This window comes from Rhizobium sp. Leaf306 (assembly GCF_001423425.1).
GTDB lineage: Bacteria > Pseudomonadota > Alphaproteobacteria > Rhizobiales > Rhizobiaceae > Neorhizobium > Neorhizobium soli.
In genome coordinates this window covers 92,456-109,508 of the sequence record NZ_LMNX01000003.1, presented here as the reverse complement: position 1 = coordinate 109,508, position 17,053 = coordinate 92,456, and the positions used below count along the sequence as shown (strand labels likewise).

Annotated in this window: 15 protein-coding genes; 7 read left to right on the top strand and 8 right to left on the bottom strand. The window is 57.9% G+C overall.

Going from position 1 to position 17,053, the window contains the following annotated elements; translation table 11 throughout:
• The first annotated feature begins 240 nt into the window (after positions 1-240).
• Positions 241-2,631 (top strand): ATP-binding protein, encoded by a 2,391-nt coding sequence (locus ASG19_RS14035; protein WP_062458379.1) that lies wholly within the window; start codon positions 241-243, stop codon positions 2,629-2,631.
• A 396-nt stretch (positions 2,632-3,027) separates the two neighbouring features.
• On the opposite strand, the gene ASG19_RS14030 is transcribed toward ASG19_RS14035, so the two are convergent.
• Positions 3,028-4,455: an aldehyde dehydrogenase family protein gene (locus tag ASG19_RS14030; RefSeq protein ID WP_062460355.1), complete on the bottom strand. Its 1,428-nt coding sequence runs from the start codon at positions 4,453-4,455 to the stop codon at positions 3,028-3,030.
• A 98-nt stretch (positions 4,456-4,553) separates the two neighbouring features.
• Between ASG19_RS14030 and ASG19_RS14025 the strand changes: the two genes are divergently transcribed.
• From ASG19_RS14025 to ASG19_RS14015, 4 genes are all read left to right on the top strand, one after another.
• Positions 4,554-5,450, top strand: coding sequence for a LysR family transcriptional regulator (locus tag ASG19_RS14025; protein ID WP_062458376.1), 897 nt, complete (start codon positions 4,554-4,556; stop codon positions 5,448-5,450).
• Between the two features lie 916 nt (positions 5,451-6,366).
• Entirely contained in the window at positions 6,367-6,726 is a 360-nt protein-coding gene (locus tag ASG19_RS14020; RefSeq protein ID WP_062458373.1) for a DUF4189 domain-containing protein, read from the top strand.
• A gap of 195 nt (positions 6,727-6,921) precedes the next feature.
• Positions 6,922-7,083 carry a hypothetical protein gene (locus ASG19_RS24250; RefSeq protein WP_200933906.1) on the top strand — a complete coding sequence of 54 codons (162 nt, stop codon included), beginning with the start codon at positions 6,922-6,924 and terminating at the stop codon, positions 7,081-7,083.
• 393 nt (positions 7,084-7,476) lie between these two features.
• The gene (locus ASG19_RS14015) at positions 7,477-7,767 is read left to right on the top strand and encodes a hypothetical protein (RefSeq protein ID WP_062458370.1); all 291 of its coding nucleotides are present in this window, start codon (positions 7,477-7,479) and stop codon (positions 7,765-7,767) included.
• Here ASG19_RS14015 and ASG19_RS14010 read toward each other — a convergent pair.
• Entirely contained in the window at positions 7,727-8,059 is a 333-nt protein-coding gene (locus ASG19_RS14010) for a hypothetical protein (protein WP_156466514.1), read from the bottom strand. The genes ASG19_RS14015 and ASG19_RS14010 overlap by 41 nt on opposite strands.
• 771 nt (positions 8,060-8,830) lie before the next feature.
• Between ASG19_RS14010 and ASG19_RS14005 the strand changes: the two genes are divergently transcribed.
• Positions 8,831-10,621: an ATP-binding protein gene (locus ASG19_RS14005; RefSeq protein WP_062458364.1), complete on the top strand. Its 1,791-nt coding sequence runs from the start codon at positions 8,831-8,833 to the stop codon at positions 10,619-10,621.
• Positions 10,622-11,020: 399 nt separating this feature from the next.
• On the opposite strand, the gene ASG19_RS14000 is transcribed toward ASG19_RS14005, so the two are convergent.
• Positions 11,021-11,302 (bottom strand): hypothetical protein, encoded by a 282-nt coding sequence (locus ASG19_RS14000; RefSeq protein WP_062458362.1) that lies wholly within the window; start codon positions 11,300-11,302, stop codon positions 11,021-11,023.
• A 203-nt stretch (positions 11,303-11,505) separates the two neighbouring features.
• Positions 11,506-12,897: a gluconate:H+ symporter gene (locus tag ASG19_RS13995; RefSeq protein ID WP_062460353.1), complete on the bottom strand. Its 1,392-nt coding sequence runs from the start codon at positions 12,895-12,897 to the stop codon at positions 11,506-11,508.
• 503 nt (positions 12,898-13,400) lie between these two features.
• Between ASG19_RS13995 and ASG19_RS13990 the strand changes: the two genes are divergently transcribed.
• A complete protein-coding gene (locus ASG19_RS13990) occupies positions 13,401-14,255 on the top strand; it encodes an alpha/beta hydrolase (protein ID WP_062458359.1) in 855 nt (284 codons plus the stop codon).
• Positions 14,256-14,316: 61 nt separating this feature from the next.
• On the opposite strand, the gene ASG19_RS13985 is transcribed toward ASG19_RS13990, so the two are convergent.
• The 4 genes from ASG19_RS13985 to ASG19_RS13970 all read right to left on the bottom strand — a co-directional run bounded on the left by ASG19_RS13985 (position 14,317) and on the right by ASG19_RS13970 (position 17,008).
• Entirely contained in the window at positions 14,317-14,619 is a 303-nt protein-coding gene (locus ASG19_RS13985; RefSeq protein ID WP_062458356.1) for a putative quinol monooxygenase, read from the bottom strand.
• A gap of 181 nt (positions 14,620-14,800) precedes the next feature.
• Positions 14,801-15,061, bottom strand: a complete 261-nt coding sequence (locus ASG19_RS24475; RefSeq protein ID WP_156466513.1) for a hypothetical protein — start codon at positions 15,059-15,061, stop codon at positions 14,801-14,803.
• A 175-nt stretch (positions 15,062-15,236) separates the two neighbouring features.
• The gene (locus tag ASG19_RS13975; protein WP_062458350.1) at positions 15,237-16,013 is read right to left on the bottom strand and encodes an alpha/beta hydrolase; all 777 of its coding nucleotides are present in this window, start codon (positions 16,011-16,013) and stop codon (positions 15,237-15,239) included.
• Positions 16,014-16,180: 167 nt separating this feature from the next.
• A complete protein-coding gene (locus ASG19_RS13970) occupies positions 16,181-17,008 on the bottom strand; it encodes a hypothetical protein (protein ID WP_062458347.1) in 828 nt (275 codons plus the stop codon).
• Positions 17,009-17,053: the final 45 nt, after the last annotated feature.

The following is a 17,053-nucleotide window of genomic DNA, read 5'->3' as shown; positions in this document are numbered from 1 at the left end:
ACTACTCCTCAAAGGGCACTTGTCGTAAGATCTTTTGCAAGTTCCGTTGTATCCATTCTGACGCAAGACCTCGATCATTGACTCGTTGATGATCTCGATGAAAAACGTAACAATGACGGTTTCCGGTAGATCCGCTAGGTCCGAATCCTTTCGCTGGACCGGCCGCCGGGCTAAAGATCGTGCGACTACACTCTTTTAAGGAGTGATCGACATACCGCGGCGAGAGAGGGCCTGCGTTTCATGAACAGGCGACTGAAGCGTCCCTTATTACTGATCGCTTCCGCGCTTCTTGCGGGACTGGTTTTCATATTCGACTGCTTTGCGAACTACGACTACTCGGTGGCGGTTCTTTATCTAGCCGTTCTGGTACTTGTCTCCGCGGCAGGTAGCGGAAAGGAAGTCACGCGCGCTGCACAGGCGTGCGTCTGCCTTACATTGCTTTCCTGGGCGATTGTACATCTCGAAAGCCCGACACCGGCAAATGCCCTGCGCTGCCTTTTCGCCTGTATAGCCATTACCGTAACGGGTGCATTGCTAGTCAGCCGCAAGCGGCTAGAGGCCACTAAACTTGACCTCGAGCGTAGTCGCTCCGAGGTTGAACTCTTTGCCAATTCTGTGCCGTTCGTTCTATGGCGTTCCAACCCCCGCGGAGAAATCGAATACCTCAACGCAAGCTGGACGACGGTGACAGGGCTAGATCGTTGGACGGTCCTTGAAGGTCAGCGCTACAATGACGTGGTGCACCCGGAGGATATGGAAGCGCTTTCCGAGATTGTCTCGAAAGCGGTTGCGACCCGCACAACCACGAACATAAAGGTGCGGGTTCGTCAGGCAGACGGATCCTATCGCTGGATGCAGGTGTACGACAATCCGGCATACTCGCCTCTGACCGGCCTCGTGGAGCGCTTCGGTGGACTTTCGGACGTTCACGACGAGGTCGTTGCAAAACAGGAGCTTGAACAGCTCCGGAACGAACTGGAGATCAGCAGGACTGAGCTCATCAACTTCACGGATTCAGTTCCGCAGATTCTGTGGCGGGCCGACGGGCTGGGGAAGATCGATTTCTTTAATCGTCGGTACACGGAGATTACTGGCCGAGACGTCCAGCAGGCATTGGACCGTCAGGATTTCATAGAGGACTGCCACCCGGATGATCGGGAGGTATACCTGCGTCTGGTACGCGAGGCGGTCTCTTCGAAGATGGAGTTTCGTGCCAGCTTCCGTCTGCGTCATGCCAATGGAAGCTACCGCTGGATGTCGCTGGTGGGGCGCCCGGTCCACTCTGCTGAAGGATCAAACGAGATCCGCTACTATGGAGGCATATCCGATATCCACGACGAAGTGACTTCGCATCAGAAGGTGCGCGAGCTGAATGAAACCTTGGAACAGCGTGTCGTAGAGCGAACAACGGAGCTCACTCGCACGGAGCGCCGGTATGCGGGGCTGTTCGACGTCAGCAACATGACATTCGCCGAGATGGATTTCAGCGCGGCGGAGTTGATCCTGGACGAGATCAAGGCTAGTGGCGTTACCGATCTGCGAAGTTACATGATTGCGCACCCGGAAGAACTGTCGCGCGCGCTAGGCTTGGTCCAGACTGTCCGGGTCAATCAAGCTCTGGCTCGGATGATGGGCTATGATAGCGTCGCCGACCTTGTCGCCAACCCTCCTGAACAGAACGCGGAAGACGGTCATGAAGTGCTCCTGCGCCAGCTCGAAATGTATTATTACGGTGTCGACGACATTGATGGTCGGACCGTGCTCGTCGGAAAGGGGGGGCGGCGAATTCCGGTTTACTTCACGGTAACGCGGCTCTCCGGAGGGTTGCACCTGTCCAGCCACGTCGATCTTTCTGAACAGGAGCGCGTCGAGCAAATACGCCAGGCTGCGCAGGCAGAACTTGCTCGCGCGAATCGCGTAGCGACGGTTGGCGCTTTCTCGGCGTCGATCGCGCATGAACTGAACCAGCCCATAGCCGCCATGGTGATAGATGCGAGGACGGGGTTACGCCTTATTGCCCGCGAAAAGCCTGGTTTAGATAACTTGGAACGCATCTTGGAGCGTGTCGAGAAGAACGCGCAACGCGTGGCGGGCATCGTACAACGGACCCGGGAGAACCTCGTGGCACGGCGACATGCCGGAAAGGCTATCGATCTCTATCTACTGGCTTTCGAAACACGCAGTCTAATCGACCATGATCTTAAAAGAGCCGATGTCGAGCTGGAAATTGTCTGCCCGGACAGTCTGCCGCCGGTCAAAGCCGACCCTGTCGCGTTACAGCAGGTCTTCGTGAATTTGATAACCAATGCGGTCGACGCGATGCGCGGCCAAATCGGGGTACGCCGAGTCACGCTGGAATTCCTCGAAGATGAAAAAACCGTACGGATTAAGGTGGCAGACACAGGACCCGGAATAGCCGAGGAGCACTTAGAGAAGCTTTTCGAGCCGTTCTTCACCACGAAGTCCTCGGGAATTGGCGTGGGGCTGCAAATCTGCCGGTCCGCCGTGGAAACCATGGGTGGCGAACTAACGGTGACCAATCCGGCCGGAGGAGGGGCCAGCTTCGAGTTTGACCTCCCGCTCGCGCTGGATGAGCTGGACGGAGAACTATCTGGCGCTACCGCGCCCTAAGGCTCTAACGACCTAGCTAGACGGCGGGCTGTACTCAAGCGCTTCTTTTCGGACGCTTCACAGTGGTCAAGCCTCGCCGCTGTCAGCAGGATGTGCACCGAGACTAGACCTCACGAAGGTTGGGCAAGCGCGGTTCGCAGAACGGTACTCATGCCCGGATTTCGGCTAGGAGCATCGTAGTACGTGCCCGGCGCTTTTCTCCACGTCCCTTTGAAAGTTCGAGATAGCGCCGACACCGCGCCATCTCGTTTCTCCAGAGATCCAGCCGTTCACTACCGCCACGAACCTCTCGTCTGCCGAGTGGCGACGGTTCGCGCAAGTCATCCGGGACAGCGCCTTTGAAATCGTGGTCCAGGATGAGAGTTGGGAAAGCGGCTCAAACTCTCCTGAGCCGGCTCACTGCGCGATCGGGCTTAAGATCGCCTTTGGTTCAAGGAAGCCTTCTAGGCCAAATTCACCGAATTCGCGGCCAATTCCTGATTGCTTGAAGCCACCGAACGGGGCAAGGGGCTCATGGGGAGCGCCGTTGATGACGACACGACCCGAGTCCAAACGCGAAGCGATGTCATTCAAGCGCGCCATGTCTTTGCCATGCAGGTAGGCCTGAAGTCCGTAGTCCGTATCATTTGCGATACGGATTGCGTCCTCGTCGTCGCGGTAGGTGATAACCGACAGCACCGGCCCGAAAATCTCTTCCCGTGCGATCCGCATGTCGTTTCGGACGTTGGTAAAGATCGTTGGTCGAGAGAACCAGCCGCGGGTTAGTCCCTCGGGTCTTCCCAAGCCCCCGGCAACCAAGTCGGCTCCTTCTTCAAGTCCAAGGCGGATGTAGGACTGAACCCTCTCGTACTGCTTCTCGCTTACCATCGGGCCGACCCTGACATCGGGGTCCGTAGGCAACCCCGTCTTGAATTGTGTGATTTCGTGTTTCAGACGTTCCAGCGCTTCGTCTATCCGGCTCTCGGGGACCAGGATGCGGGTACCTGCAACGCAGGCCTGGCCGCTGTTCACGAGTCCCATTCCCAGCACGGTCGCGATCACGTTGTTGAGGTCCGCGTCATCGAGAATGATGTTCGGGCCCTTGCCACCCAATTCAAGCGTCACCCGCTTCATCGTATCCGCGCCAGCCCGCAGTATTTCCTTTCCGACTGCGGTCGATCCCGTGAAAGTCACTTTCGCGATATCGGGGTGGCGACTGAATTCGGCGCCGACGACGTCACCGCGCCCGTTGACGATATTGAAAACGCCCTTCGGCAACCCGCCTTCATGAAGGCATTCAGTCAAAAGCTGGGTCTGTATGGCGCTCATTTCGCTGGGCTTGATCACGATCGTCGTGCCCGCTGCGATCGCGGCCGCCAGCTTGGAGCAGATGAAGCCGTAATTGCTGTTCCACGGAGTTATGGCGGCGGCAATCCCAATCGGTTGCATCCTGACTTCCGCGTTTCCGATACGTCGCGTAAACTCGTAGTTTCCGAGCACCTGCGCCATGTGGAGGAAAGCGGATGCGGCATTCGCTACGGCGAAACCAGTGAAATACTGTGGTGCGCCGTATTCCTCCGCCATGGCTTGCGTAAGTTCGGCACTGCGAGCGGAGACTGCAGCGCTCAGGCTCTCCAGCATTTGAATCCTTTCCGACTTGCCGCTCCGCGAAAAAGCTGGAAAAGCACGCTTTGCCGCGGCGATAGCGTCCCGTGCGTCCGAAAGGTCACCGAGGATTACCGTGCCAATTCTTTCCTGCGTCGAAGGGTTGAACAGGTCGGCGGTCTCCGTGCCGTGCGGGGCGACGAAACGCCCGTCAATGTAGATATTGTCGATGTTGCGCATGTCTATCTCCATAGGGAAGTGATGCGGACTATCTGGCAATTTTTCATTGCATTGATAAGCTGAGCGAACGCGGACAGGCTGATAAGGATTTACGGACAATGTTGCGAGGTACCCTGGCCGAACTGGAAGCCGTAATGACTGTGGCTTCCCACGCCGGGTTTCGCGCCGCCGCCCGCGAGCTTGGCGTATCGTCCTCAACGCTAAGCCAACAGATAGCTACGCTCGAGGCGCGGATGGGCGTTCGCCTCTTCAATCGATCGACCCGAAGCGTAGCACTGTCCGCGGCGGGTAAGCTGTTTGTAGCGGAGATCGCGCCGGCACTAGCAACGATCCGCAATGCAGTCGATCTGGTTGACGAGCACAGAAGCGTACCCACGGGCACCCTACGCATCAATACCTCGGTTGGTGCCTCGCGAATGGTCCTTTCACCGCTCGTGCTGGAATACATGAGGCGATACCCCGGTGTCGGCGTGGAGATTGTCACCGAAGGCGCGCTGGTGGATATTAATGCCAAAGGCTTCGATGTCGGTATCCGGATCCGCGAAGCTGTCCCGCCGGATATGGTCGTCGTGCCGATCACCCATTCCGTACGCCCGGCGATCGTTGGCACGCCATCCTATTTCGAGGTGAAGGGCATCCCGGGGGTGCCCTCCGACTTGCAAATGCACGACTGTATCCGCGGGCGCATGGCGAGCGGTTCGATCTATCGCTGGGAGTTTGAAAGGCGAGGCGAAGCTTTCACTCTGGATGTGCCTGGGCGGCTTACGCTCGACGAAAGCGATCTCATGCTGCGGGCTGTAAGGGAAGGCGTGGGATTGGCCTATCTCAATGAATGGCAGGTCGCAGACGATCTCTCGGCTGGACGCCTGATTCAGGTCCTGGCCGATTGGACCCCACCCTATCCCGGCCTATGCCTCTATTATCCCGGCCGGCGCCATATCCCGGCAAAGCTACGCGCCTTTGTGGATTTGGTTAAAGCGGTCGCATGGGACTAGAGGCTTATCGGCTCAGGTGTCATCGTTGAGGGGTCGAGTTCCCTCACGGCCTTCGCGGTCGTCGGGTACGGTCGGTCCACTCATCGCCCTCCCGCGTCAGGATGCGACAGTGCCGCTCAGTTCGACATGTATCGTGAAGCGGCTGCCATCCCATCAAATCTCGTAGCTCCTTTTAGGGCCTTCGGGCGCCCGTGTTTTGAAAGGAGCTCTTCCGCCTTCCTTGCTCACGAGAGCCACCTGGAATTCATCACTGTCCTCTCTGCGTTGTCGATGTTGCCGAGCATGGGAAGGCATGGTCGAATCCAACGGTTCGTGACGAACCGTTGGAGCACTGGCTTTACCGTCATAACGAACGTGGGTTCAGGAATGAATTCCCGGCATCCGGCCTGCCCCTTGGCCCGATGACTGAAGCGGCTTCCGGCGGGAACGTCCCGCCTCCGCCGTGCGGCCATGGAGCGGGTCCGCTCCGCCCGCAAGGGTTCCTCCCGCTCCGCGAGGCGGTCGCCCGCCAGACGTCGTCCTCGCGGGTCGGGACCTGCGTCCCGGCGACCGCAGCGCTGCGGGCTTGGGTGTTGAGGGTGCTCTTGAACCACAGACCCGGAACCGGCGACCGGACTTAGCCAACAGCGTATCCTGTCGTTACCTATCGAACGCCCCGCACCGTAACGGACACAAAGGAAACAACTAGATGTTGCACTTGGTGTCGACCGTAACCAAAGGTCGTGCAGTGGATTATACGTACGCACTAATCAATGTCAGCGGCGCAATCGCCCCAGGCAAGGCCTGATGTGGATCGGACTGCGCGGGTGAATACTTGAACCGTGTAGATTAACACTAATCTCAAGAGCAACTTGCGAATCGGCAAGAGTAGGTTACTGCTTACGTGCCACGATCATGTGGCCCAGGGGATTATCAAATGACTTCCGTTATTCGCGCTGCACTTTCTGCGGCGGTCTTTTCGTGCGTGCTCGCCTCGTCTGCATTTGCAACAGGAGCTATCGCAGTCAACGATTCTACCGGCACTGCAGCAGAAGAAGCAGGATACGCCGTCGGCTACGGCTCGACCAAGAAGGAAGCGTCTTCTTCAGCTATCAGCGAATGCAAATCTGCAGGCAATGAATCATGCGAGGTCGTGCTGACCTTCGAACAGTGTGGCGCATACGTCGGTAACAAGGCGAGCTACGGCACCGGGATCGGCAAGACCGAGAAGGCCGCTACTCAGGCGGCGATGGCCGATTGCCCAGAATGCAAGCTGATCGTAGCGGACTGCCATTAAACCAATCGGCCCGCTGGCCTCCACCGGCGGGCTAACACTCTAAGGCGCTCAAATCACTGTTCAAGTATTCGGGCAGTCTGGCTTCGCCTTCCACTGGAGCTTGAGATACGCGAGTCCGATACCTATATCGAACATATGTGAGCGGAAGCCGCCTTTGCGGTATCTATTCCGCCGCCTCGCCTCAAGGAGACAATCATGCCCGACCAGCACAGCGCTCCTGCGCTATCGCACCTCTATGACCCAAAGGTTCTGGCCAAGAAGCATAGGATCTCTATCGATGACGCTGTGAAGATCATCGCGGTGCACGGATCAGACCGTAAGGCGATCGACAAAGCAGCGCGCCGGGTCGCAGCTTAAAACAAACGCGCCGACCTCTACCCGAAGGGAGGCCGGCGCACGATCGCCGCGTCGCGAGAGGAGGCGCGCTGCAGCACTGGGAGAGAGGGTTGAACCGATGTTTGACTGGGGCTGCTGGCCTTTGAGGCTTAACGGATTGTTAACCGACGCGGCGCATGACTTAGGTGCTTCAAGTTGTGAGAGACGAGAAGTTGTCGGCAGGCTCGCCTCGTCCAATGGTCGCGAGCCTGCTGGTTCGCCAGCGGCGATATCGCCCCCTTGCTGCTGTTGCCGTCGAGCGTGAACTGTGCCGAACGTCTGTTGCGCCAGTCGTTGCGCACTCCGCCATGCCGGAATAGCCATTCGTTTCAAGGTGGAACTGGGCACGGTAGAGCTTGGCGGAGCCGAAGCACAGTGAGGGTTGTTCGCCTGCTCTTCAGCCTCCGCGCGCTTGTCTTCCAGAACTCCGAGACGCCGCTGGTGCTGGTGCAGGCCGAAACGAAGGTCCGCTACCTGTTCCTCGAGCGATCTGCGTCCCTCCACTCCGTCATGATACTGGCCGAGCAGAAGCTTGACCACGAACTGCTGGTCGTCCCGGGTCTTGTCACCAGCCGCGACCAGCGCAAGACGTCTCTTTCCGATCCTTGTCTGGAGCGACGCCGTCTCAAGCCGGGTCTTCGCCAGTCCGGATATCGAGCGTCGTAGTTGTTTTGTTTGCGGGCAATGTCGGTCCCTTCGAGCCGATCCTCTGCGTCAGGTCCTTCAGCCGCTCCGTGGCCAGTTCCGCCACCGACGATAGCTTCGCCATCAGTTGCCGATAGGCCATGTCGAGATGAGTAGCCGACAGCCCCAGCGACTGGTAGAACGAGACCTTGAGGTCTCCAGTCCAGACGCGTCCGGCCCTGAGGAGGGCGAGCAGCAGGCGTTCAGCACGGGCCATGACCGAGGCGTATTCGCAAAGCACCGGACCGAGACGCGAAATATCGCTCCCGCTCAAATCCAGCCTTGTTTCGAACGTCCTTATCAACCGTCTGGGTCGTTGCCATCTCCGACTATGACAATGGTCAGGCGAAAAACGATCGGCCGTAGGCTTGCTTAGGAATCTATTCAGAGCGAAGGAAAGTGATTTCGACCGTTCGTGACGAATACCCAATTCTACCTGTCACAGCAGCTGACACACCCGAAGCCACTCGTTCTAAATCTGCAGATCTCCGGTGCTACCCCTACCCAAACAGATAGGTATCAGACGGCCAGTTTGTGATGCTAATACCTTAGCACTACATCTCTCGTTCAGAGGCAATCAGCGGCGATATCCGAGCTCTGACAGCCCAGACCGACGGAGCCCGCGGCTTCCCCGTAAGCCATCATCTACGGCGATCGCTGGTTCGTAGAATCAGTCTCTGCCGGAGGAGGAAGGAGGGCGGCGTTTTGTAGGCTGCCGCGTTTTGGTATTCGTCGAGAGGGAGGCCGTATGTTCGAGATAGCCAGCGACGCCAGTTCACTAGGTCTGAAAAATATCAACGCTGCATCCCAGTGGTCACGATCGAATATGGTGGCAGGTCCATTTATCCGAGGCGTTGCTCGTCGAGCTGCTGACTTGAGCGAACGATGGTCGTTAATGGGCGTTCTATCCGCAGGAGTTGGCATCTGTCTGGATAATTCGGGGATAGGCCAGGGCTCGACTTCCAATCTATATTTGGTGGCACTATTTCTAGGCTCGCATGGTCAGAGCCCTCGCTTCACATCGTTATGGACCTTTGCCTGTTCCATGATGGTTGTTTCGAGTGGTGGCACGAACCTGTCATACTCTATCTGGCTCTCTGGGGACAAACTGCTGGCTTTGACCGTCGTTCTGGTTGTTGCCCTTACTCTTCTGTGTCAGCGGAGGCGTAGGGATAAACTCGGCAGACGAGCTGACATCGCGAGCAGCGAACGCCAAGAACTCGCTGACGCACTGCCGCATGTAGTTTGGGGCACAAGCACAGGCGGCCAATGCGAATTCCTCAATGACCGTTACACGGAGACGTTCGGCATCTCCCGTTCCGATGCGATCCACGAGCAGAGCTGGATCGATCCAATACATCCCGCGGACCTCGACAAGATGCAGGGCGCATGGCGTATCGCGGTCGATACAGGAAGCGCGTTCTATTCAGCTCATGCCCGGATGCGGATGAACGACGGTTCCTACCGCTGGATGGAGGCTGTCGGTCGATCGGTCCGGTCGCCGACGACGGGCGAGACGTCGAAGTGGTTCGGCAGCCTGATAGACGTTCAAAGACAGGTCGAAGATCGGGAGACCATCTCGCGATTGCAGTTCGATCTACAGGCTCGTTCAGACGAACGCGAAAAATGGATGGGTGGAGCCGACGAAAGGCTCAGGGCGATTTTCGAAACGAGAGAATTAGGCTGGATCGAATACGACGTGAGGTCGCTGGGCCGACTGGCAGGATCGCTTAGATCGCTGGGCGTCACGGATATCCGCAAATATCTCGAAAATCACCCCGCAGACGCTGAACACCTGAGGAAGAACGTCAGGATGCGGAATGCAAGTCAGCGCACGTGGTCGTCGCTGGGCTTCGGAAGCTTCTCAGACCTGAAGTCCGTAAGGAAGCTAACTCGAGGTAGACATGCGATGGACGTAGAGACAGCGATCTTGTCTGCGCTTGTCGCGGATGCGTCAGCTGTCTGTGGTCTGGCGAACCTATCGGATGTTGGCGGTACGTCTCGGGTTTTCGCGTTCACAGTCTCGATTTCAGAACACGGGATTGCGAGAGCGGCTTTTCTCGACACTTCGACCTCGGGTGATCGCTCGAACACAGCTGGCGATGCCCGCAGGGAACTCGCACGGGTGAACCGGATCGCTGCCGCGTCCGCTCTGTCGGCATCACTTATCCATCAGATTAGCCAGCCCATTACAGCGATTTCGCTCGAAGTTGCTACAGCGACAAGGTTGATCGCGTCCGACGTAAACGGTGTCGCAGCGGTCGCCAAAGTCATGGAGCGGCTACGCTGGAACACCCAGCGCCTGTCGGATATCGGCACGTCAGCTCGCGACGCCCTGAAGAGCGGGCACCAGACCCGCGAGCCCATAGACATTGTCGAGGTGATAGCCCGAACCTATGATCTCCTCCTCGATCCTCTGGACGCCAAGCGAAACAATCTTTCGATCGTGGCAGAGGAAGGTCTCCCGCTGATCTCGGTGGACCGCGTCGCGCTCCAGCAGGTGATCTTCGCGCTTCTACAGAATTCACTGGAAGCTAGATCATCGACGGGAGAACCGCCGGATATCTCTGTCACGATCACACGTACGAAGACGACAGAGCTCAGTATAGTAGTTGCGGATCGTGGCCCTGGAATACGGCGAGAACACGCTGGGCTTCTCTTCGACCCGTTTTTCAGCACGAAATCCGATCATCTCGGGTTTGGTCTCACGGTTAGTCAAAGCATTGTAGAGGGTTTCGGCGGCTCCCTAAGCCTCGTTAACAGACCGGGTGGAGGGGCTAGAGCAGAGCTGTCGGTACCCTTGAAAGAGGCGAAGAGACGCGAGACGGCGATGTAGAAGCGCCCGCGTTTTGAGAATGAAATGGCAGCGCTATCGAAGTCGTCAATCTATCCGCTGAGACAACCGCTAGAACGACGTCGGCGAGCGTCCTAATGGATGGATTACCGTAGTTTGCGAGACGTGACGCAACTACCACCGGCACAACGGAACCGGGAAATTCGCGCGCACTCAGCCCCTTACAAGGACACACGTGCCGTCGTCGAAACAGAACGCCCGCCGCCGAAGCCAAACCGATGGCACGTCCTTCCAGAGTGCATCATTTCCGGCTGAGCGCCAGTACAAGCGCAAGCAAGCCAATACCCATGAAGTACAGTCCAAACGCCATCTGAAGGCTTGGAACTACCCTAACGGCGCGGGCGATTGCCCCGCGACGTCCGGGGTGAAGGTGAGGCATTGTCATCGCTTCGGCTCCTTAGCGTTCAAAACGCGCTGCCTCTCCCTTGGTGCTTCATGCGCCTCGAAACGCCTGCCCTCGAGCGCCGCACTTACCTTTGCAACCCGCGGGACTGAACCTGTGACTACACGATCCGGCTTCGTTATTGGCACGGGCACCGTTTCCGGAAACACTAGATCCGTAATCGACGTTGCAGAGGCGGTGGCCATCGGTGCGTTCACCGCAATCGACGCCGCGATGGCGGAGACCGTAAGGTAGTTTCTGATCTTCATTGTCAGGGACATTTGCTTTCCTCTCTGTTGTGACGAAAAGAGGTTCGAATTCGTCATCAGGGAAGGATAAGGACCCACGCAGATGGGGGGTATTCTATACTGGTTTCGTTCGGGTAACCTTTTGGTATTAACAACTTCGCCGGTGAGTGCCGTTTCGTCGATGAGTCAACCGTTTCGACCTTTTGCGCGCGATCAACGGGGAGCCGCACCGCTGCTTACACCAAGGGTGGCAGAAGATTCATTAGCAACACCATTATCAGGCCAACTGCGGAAACGAGCGACTGAATGACGGATATTGTCTTTGTCGCCTCGCCCATCGTCATGCCGAAGGATTCTTTGACGAGCCAGAAACCCGCGTGGTTCGCATAATTGAAGAAAAGAGAACCGCAGCCGATCGCGAGAGCAAGAAGAGGAGTATTAACGGCTTCAGCATTGGCGAGCGGTGCGAGTAGACCCGACGCGCCGACAATTCCCACTGTCGCAGAACCCGTGGAAACCGACAGAAGCATCGAGATAATCCAGCCGAGGATCAATGGACTGAGCTGGAATTGCTGGCTCATTTGAACGATGGCGTCTCCGACCTTGGCGTCTGTCAATACGTGCTGGAACGCCCCGCCGCCGGCAATGATCACCAGGACGTTGGCGATTGGCTTCAAGCTCGCCGACAACGAGGTTCGGAGCTTCTCCGCGTCCCCCGAATGGGCGTAGACCAAAACACAGGCCGCGAATATAACGCCGATGACCATTGCGATCACCGGGTCTCCTACGAATGCGGCGATCCGGGATGCGGCCGTGTCTTTCGGCATAACGAGTTCCAAGATGGCGTTCAGTAGCATCAACAGGGCGGGTAACAGCGCGACCAGTACGCTCAACGCAAGTCCGGGCCGCCAGCCGGACGTGTTAGGAGCATCTTCTGCCGATCCGGAGAATTGTTGGACTAGGGACGGGTCCGGCCTGACTGCGAGCCGCGGAGTCACGAATGCGCCGTAGAGCGGGCCGCCGAGTACGATCGCCGGAATGGCAGCGACAAACCCGTAGAGCATCGTTGCCCCGATATTGGTCTTCAAAGACGCGATGGCTGTGAGTGGCCCGGGATGCGGCGGAACCATGCCATGCATCGCCGCGAGGGCGGCAATGACCGGAACGCCGACATAGACGTATGCCGAACCTCGAATTCGCCCTGTTTCGTCGAGCTTCCTCGCTACACTGAAGATCATGGGAAGCATCACGACAAGGCCGACCTCGAAGAACATCGGAATGCCTATGATGAAAGCGACGCCGGACATTGCCCACGGGAGGAGCCTGATCGACGTTCTCTTGATGATCGTCTCCGCTATCCCCTCCGTTACCCCGGTATCGGCAAGTATCTTCCCGAGCATCGCACCAAGCGCGACGACAAGGCCAATCGCGCCGAGGGTATTTCCCGCGCCGCTCTCGACTGACTTCAGGACCTTGTCCATGGGCATTCCGGCGGCGAGGCCAACCAGTATTGAGGTAACGATCAGAGCGAGGAGCGGGTGAATCCGTATGCGGGATACGATCAAGCCCACAAGAAGGAAAACTCCTCCGACGGCGATCGCGAGAAGTTGGACGTCTGAGCTGCTCATTTTGTGTTCCTGAACGGTCGCGATTGCGGAGGTTTTTCGCCGTCTGTTGCCGAATTCGAGATCGAATCTGACAAGATCTAAGCCGTCGTCTTGTACCATCGCGCACGGACACGTTTATCATTTCGCATGTCTCGGGATAACGGCGGATGAACTCGGGAGAGCGGGCCTTTGGTACAAAGCAAATCCGGCGGGCGCCCGGCTGGAAGTATCTAAGGCACAGCAAGCGGCCTTCATACGAGGATCGGGAACGCCCCGCAGGGCGTACGATCAGCACTTTGATACCAGAGGCGCGATGAGGCGCGGACTTCGCCGTAGCGAAGCCTTCCACCTCGCAGCTCCTAACAGTCCTTCCGCCATGCGAATGTTTCGAAGGCTAAGCACGGAAGGTGAAATCGTCCTCGATCGCGAGGTCGGTGCATTGTTCCTTCGTTAAGCGGAAGCGGCATCCTACAATAAAAGAGGTTCTCAAACCTATTGGCTCTCCCAAACATCAGGAGAGCCTCATGACAGAAACCGCTTCGACGACCCCGACGAAATACGCCGACCTCGGAGACCGGAAGATCGCTTACCGGAAGTTTGGTAGCGGGACGCCGCTTGTCCTCAATATAAGGTTCCGCGGCACCATGGACTCCTGGGACCCGCTGTTCCTCGACGAACTTTCAAAGAACTTCACGGTCGTCATCTTCGACTACACGGGCCTCGGTGCATCCACCGGAACTCCGACCTATGACCGCGCCTCCCTCGCGAAGGATGCCAAGGATCTGATCGACTTTCTCGGCCTAGAGAAGGTCGTCATCGGCGGCTGGTCGCTCGGCGGCGTTGTCGCTCAGAAGTTCACCGCGACTTATCCGGAGATGGTCTCTCACACGATCCTCATCGGCACGGCACCTCCGGGCAAACCCGAGGTCAGCGGCGAGCCGCTTTTCATCAAGACCGCCATGCATCCATTCAACGGCCTCGAGGACCAGACCATCCTGTTCTTCGAACCCGATTCCGAACGAAGCCGCGAAGCCGCCCGCAAGTCTTACGACCGTATCGAAAGCCGCAGAGTCGATCGTTCCCCGGTAATTCCGGAGGCCGTTTTCATGAAGTTGCTAAGCGAAGCCAAGGACAAGACGACGATCTATCCCGATCCCGAAGGCGCGGATATGGAGTTCCTTGCTTCCGGCGCGCATCCGCTTCTGGTCATCAGTGGCGACCATGACATCGCTTGCCCAATCGAAAACTGGTTGCCGCTAACGACCAAATGGAAGACCCTGCACCTCGTCACCATTCCCCAGGCAGGACATGGGCCGCATCATCAGGAGCCCGCATTCTGTGCGGACGCCGTCGCGTCATTCGTGGAAAACGTTCTCTGACCTGCAAACGATAAGGCCTCGGCCAGAGGCCACAATCCGTGGCCTCTGGCCGGGATGGCGGTTAGGCGAGGCGGCTTAGGAGCTGTAGCGACAGCGGTTCGGCGAGCAGCTCGTCGAAATGGGACTGCAGCGAGCGGAACGGAGCCGCGGAGCCGTGAGCGTCGAGCGTCGCGGCAGTCTCCCACGCTTCAATCATGACGAACACCGTGGCGTCATTCCGGTCCACATGCAGGTTGTAGGCTAGGCATCCGGGCTCTTTCCTGACATACGGAATAATCTCTTCGAGCCGACGGCGAAGTTCTTCCGCCATGCCGGATTTCGCCTTCAGTATTGCGACGAGGTGTACGGTCTGGTTAGCGTCCATTGTTCTGCGCTTTCTTGCTCTGGTCTTCCGTCGCGACATGCTGACGGATGGGCGACGTCACGGATCGGGGAGGCGGCCACCGGAGTTGCCGCCCGGTCTTGTCAAACACCCTCGAGAACGATCTTGCCCTTGGCCTTGCCGCTTTCGAGCGGGGCGTGGGCCTTCCTCGTGTTTTCCGCGTTCATCGGCGGATGACTTCCCTAACCGTCGTCTTGATCTTGCTGATGTCGATGAGGGTGGCAAATCCAATGTTCGGGAACTGAGAGCTCAAGGAGCGATCGAAAGGCGCCTCCCCGGCGGCAACGAGTGTCTTGACGCTTGCTCGGCCTACCGCCAACACGGATTCCCATGCTTTAGGGACCGTATACTTAGGTGAATGTTTGGACGCGACGAGGTCGATGGGCTCGTTCACAACAACCACGGCCTGCGGATTTTCAATCATCAGTCACTGTTACAATCGATAGGGTAGAGTGGGACACAGAGCAGATGTCAAACGAGGCACAACGCGCTTGTCACGTTGCGCTACGCTTGAAGCCTGAAGGCTTCATGGTGGGGGGACCGAGCAGGAAACGAGGAGCGGCACATTCGCCGCACCCTCTTTTACAAACGGGACGGCGCTACTTCGCCGTCGCTGCGTCTTCGATCACTTTCGCCACGCGGTCGGGATGCGAGACCATCACGACATGTGACGCGCCCTTGACGACGACCGTCTCCTTAGCTTTCGCGCGACCCGCCATCCATTTCAATGCCTCCGGAGGGATGTTCTTGTCGGCCGAGCCGTAGATCGACCAGGATGGGATATCCTTCCAGCCCGCGTTCGTAGCGGCTTCGCCGAGAGCGACGTCGGTGACCGGACGCTGCGATGCGGCCATTGCGAGAGCTGCCTTCTCGGGAACGTCGGCGGCGAACTGCTTGTGGAACTTGGCCTGCTGGATGTAGAGGTCCTTCACCCCGTTCTCCAGCTCGACGGGCTTGTCGAGTGTTGGTGGAAGAGTGCTGCCCGGGAACTTGCCCGTCAGACTAAGCGAGGATTCGCCGATGTCCGGCGCGAAAGCGGAGACGTAGACGATAGCCTTGATCTTGCTGTCGCTGGTAGCCGCTTCCGAAATAACGGCACCTCCGTAGGAGTGGCCGACGAGCACTACTGGCGTGTCGAGACCCGAAACGATCCGCTTCACGTAAGCGCTGTCGCTTTTTACGCTGCGAAGGGGATTGGCGACCGCGACGACCTTGTAGCCGTCCTTCTCGAGTTTCGCGATCACACCGTTCCAGCTGGAGCCATCGGCGAACGCACCGTGCACCAGGACGATAGTGGGTTTCGTTTCAGCTGTCCGGCCGGGCGTCGCGTTCAAAGCAGTTGCGAGCAGGGCTGAGCACAACATCGTTTTTAACATGGAAGCTCCTTATCCGTTGATATCTTCGGATGCAGGAAACAACGTTAGGACAGTGTTTTATTGTATGATTGAGGTATGAGTTCGGGTGGAATGACTGCGGCAGCAAGCATGCGCCGTCGATGTGTCCGGCATCATATGCCATCGACGGCACGCCGGCCAACGATGGTTCACTCAAAAAAGCTGCTGTTGTCGACCCTGACCCGACCAACGATCCCCGGCTTGAGGTCGGCCACGGGAGCGACCATTCTGACCAAAAACGGATACTTGCCCCTCATCGACGCACCGTCGCCCCGGCGGAAGTCAGAGCTAGAGCCATAGTTGAGCTCGACATAGACTGTCCCCCTGACGTCCAGTTTTACGTCTCGCGGACCTATTTCCACGACGCGAATATCGTCGGCGATGACCTCGTCGACAACGGTATGAGTAGAAAGCTCGTCCAGTTCCTGAACGACGCTGTCGGTGAGAGCGTCGATCGCTAGATCATTGGCATGCTCTGAAACTGCGACGGAGATCGCCGAGCGCACGTCCGCGACAGCGCTAAGAAACCGCATCATGGCTTCCAGCGCCTGCTCCATGAATACCGCGACGGCTTCGTCTCCGTTGACAAGGGTACCGGGTCTGACGTGGGTATGCTTAGAGAGATCGTCTACGACTGCGCGCAGTCGCTTGTGCGCATCACCGATATCGATGCCCAGCTCCTCGAGCACCTTGTCCGATATGCCGCCTTGGGTGGCGTACACCATACGATGCACGCGAGTGGGCTGGTCCTTGAACTCGATTTTCAGTTTTTCGCAGTCCTTTTTCTGCTTCTCGCGATAGGCCTCGTACCAATCGCAGGATTTGACAGCCTCTTCAGGAGCAAGAAGGTGAAGGATGTAGGTCACCACCTCCCGCATTCCCGCCGCGAACAGGTTGGCCCTGATGGGGTTCGCGCTGTCCCAGGCCACGCCGAGAGAACCGGCGAGGACGGTTCTGGCGAATTCGTCGGGGAGCATGGAGGAAAGCCTTTCGGCAAGGGCGAGGGTAGACGAACGCAACAC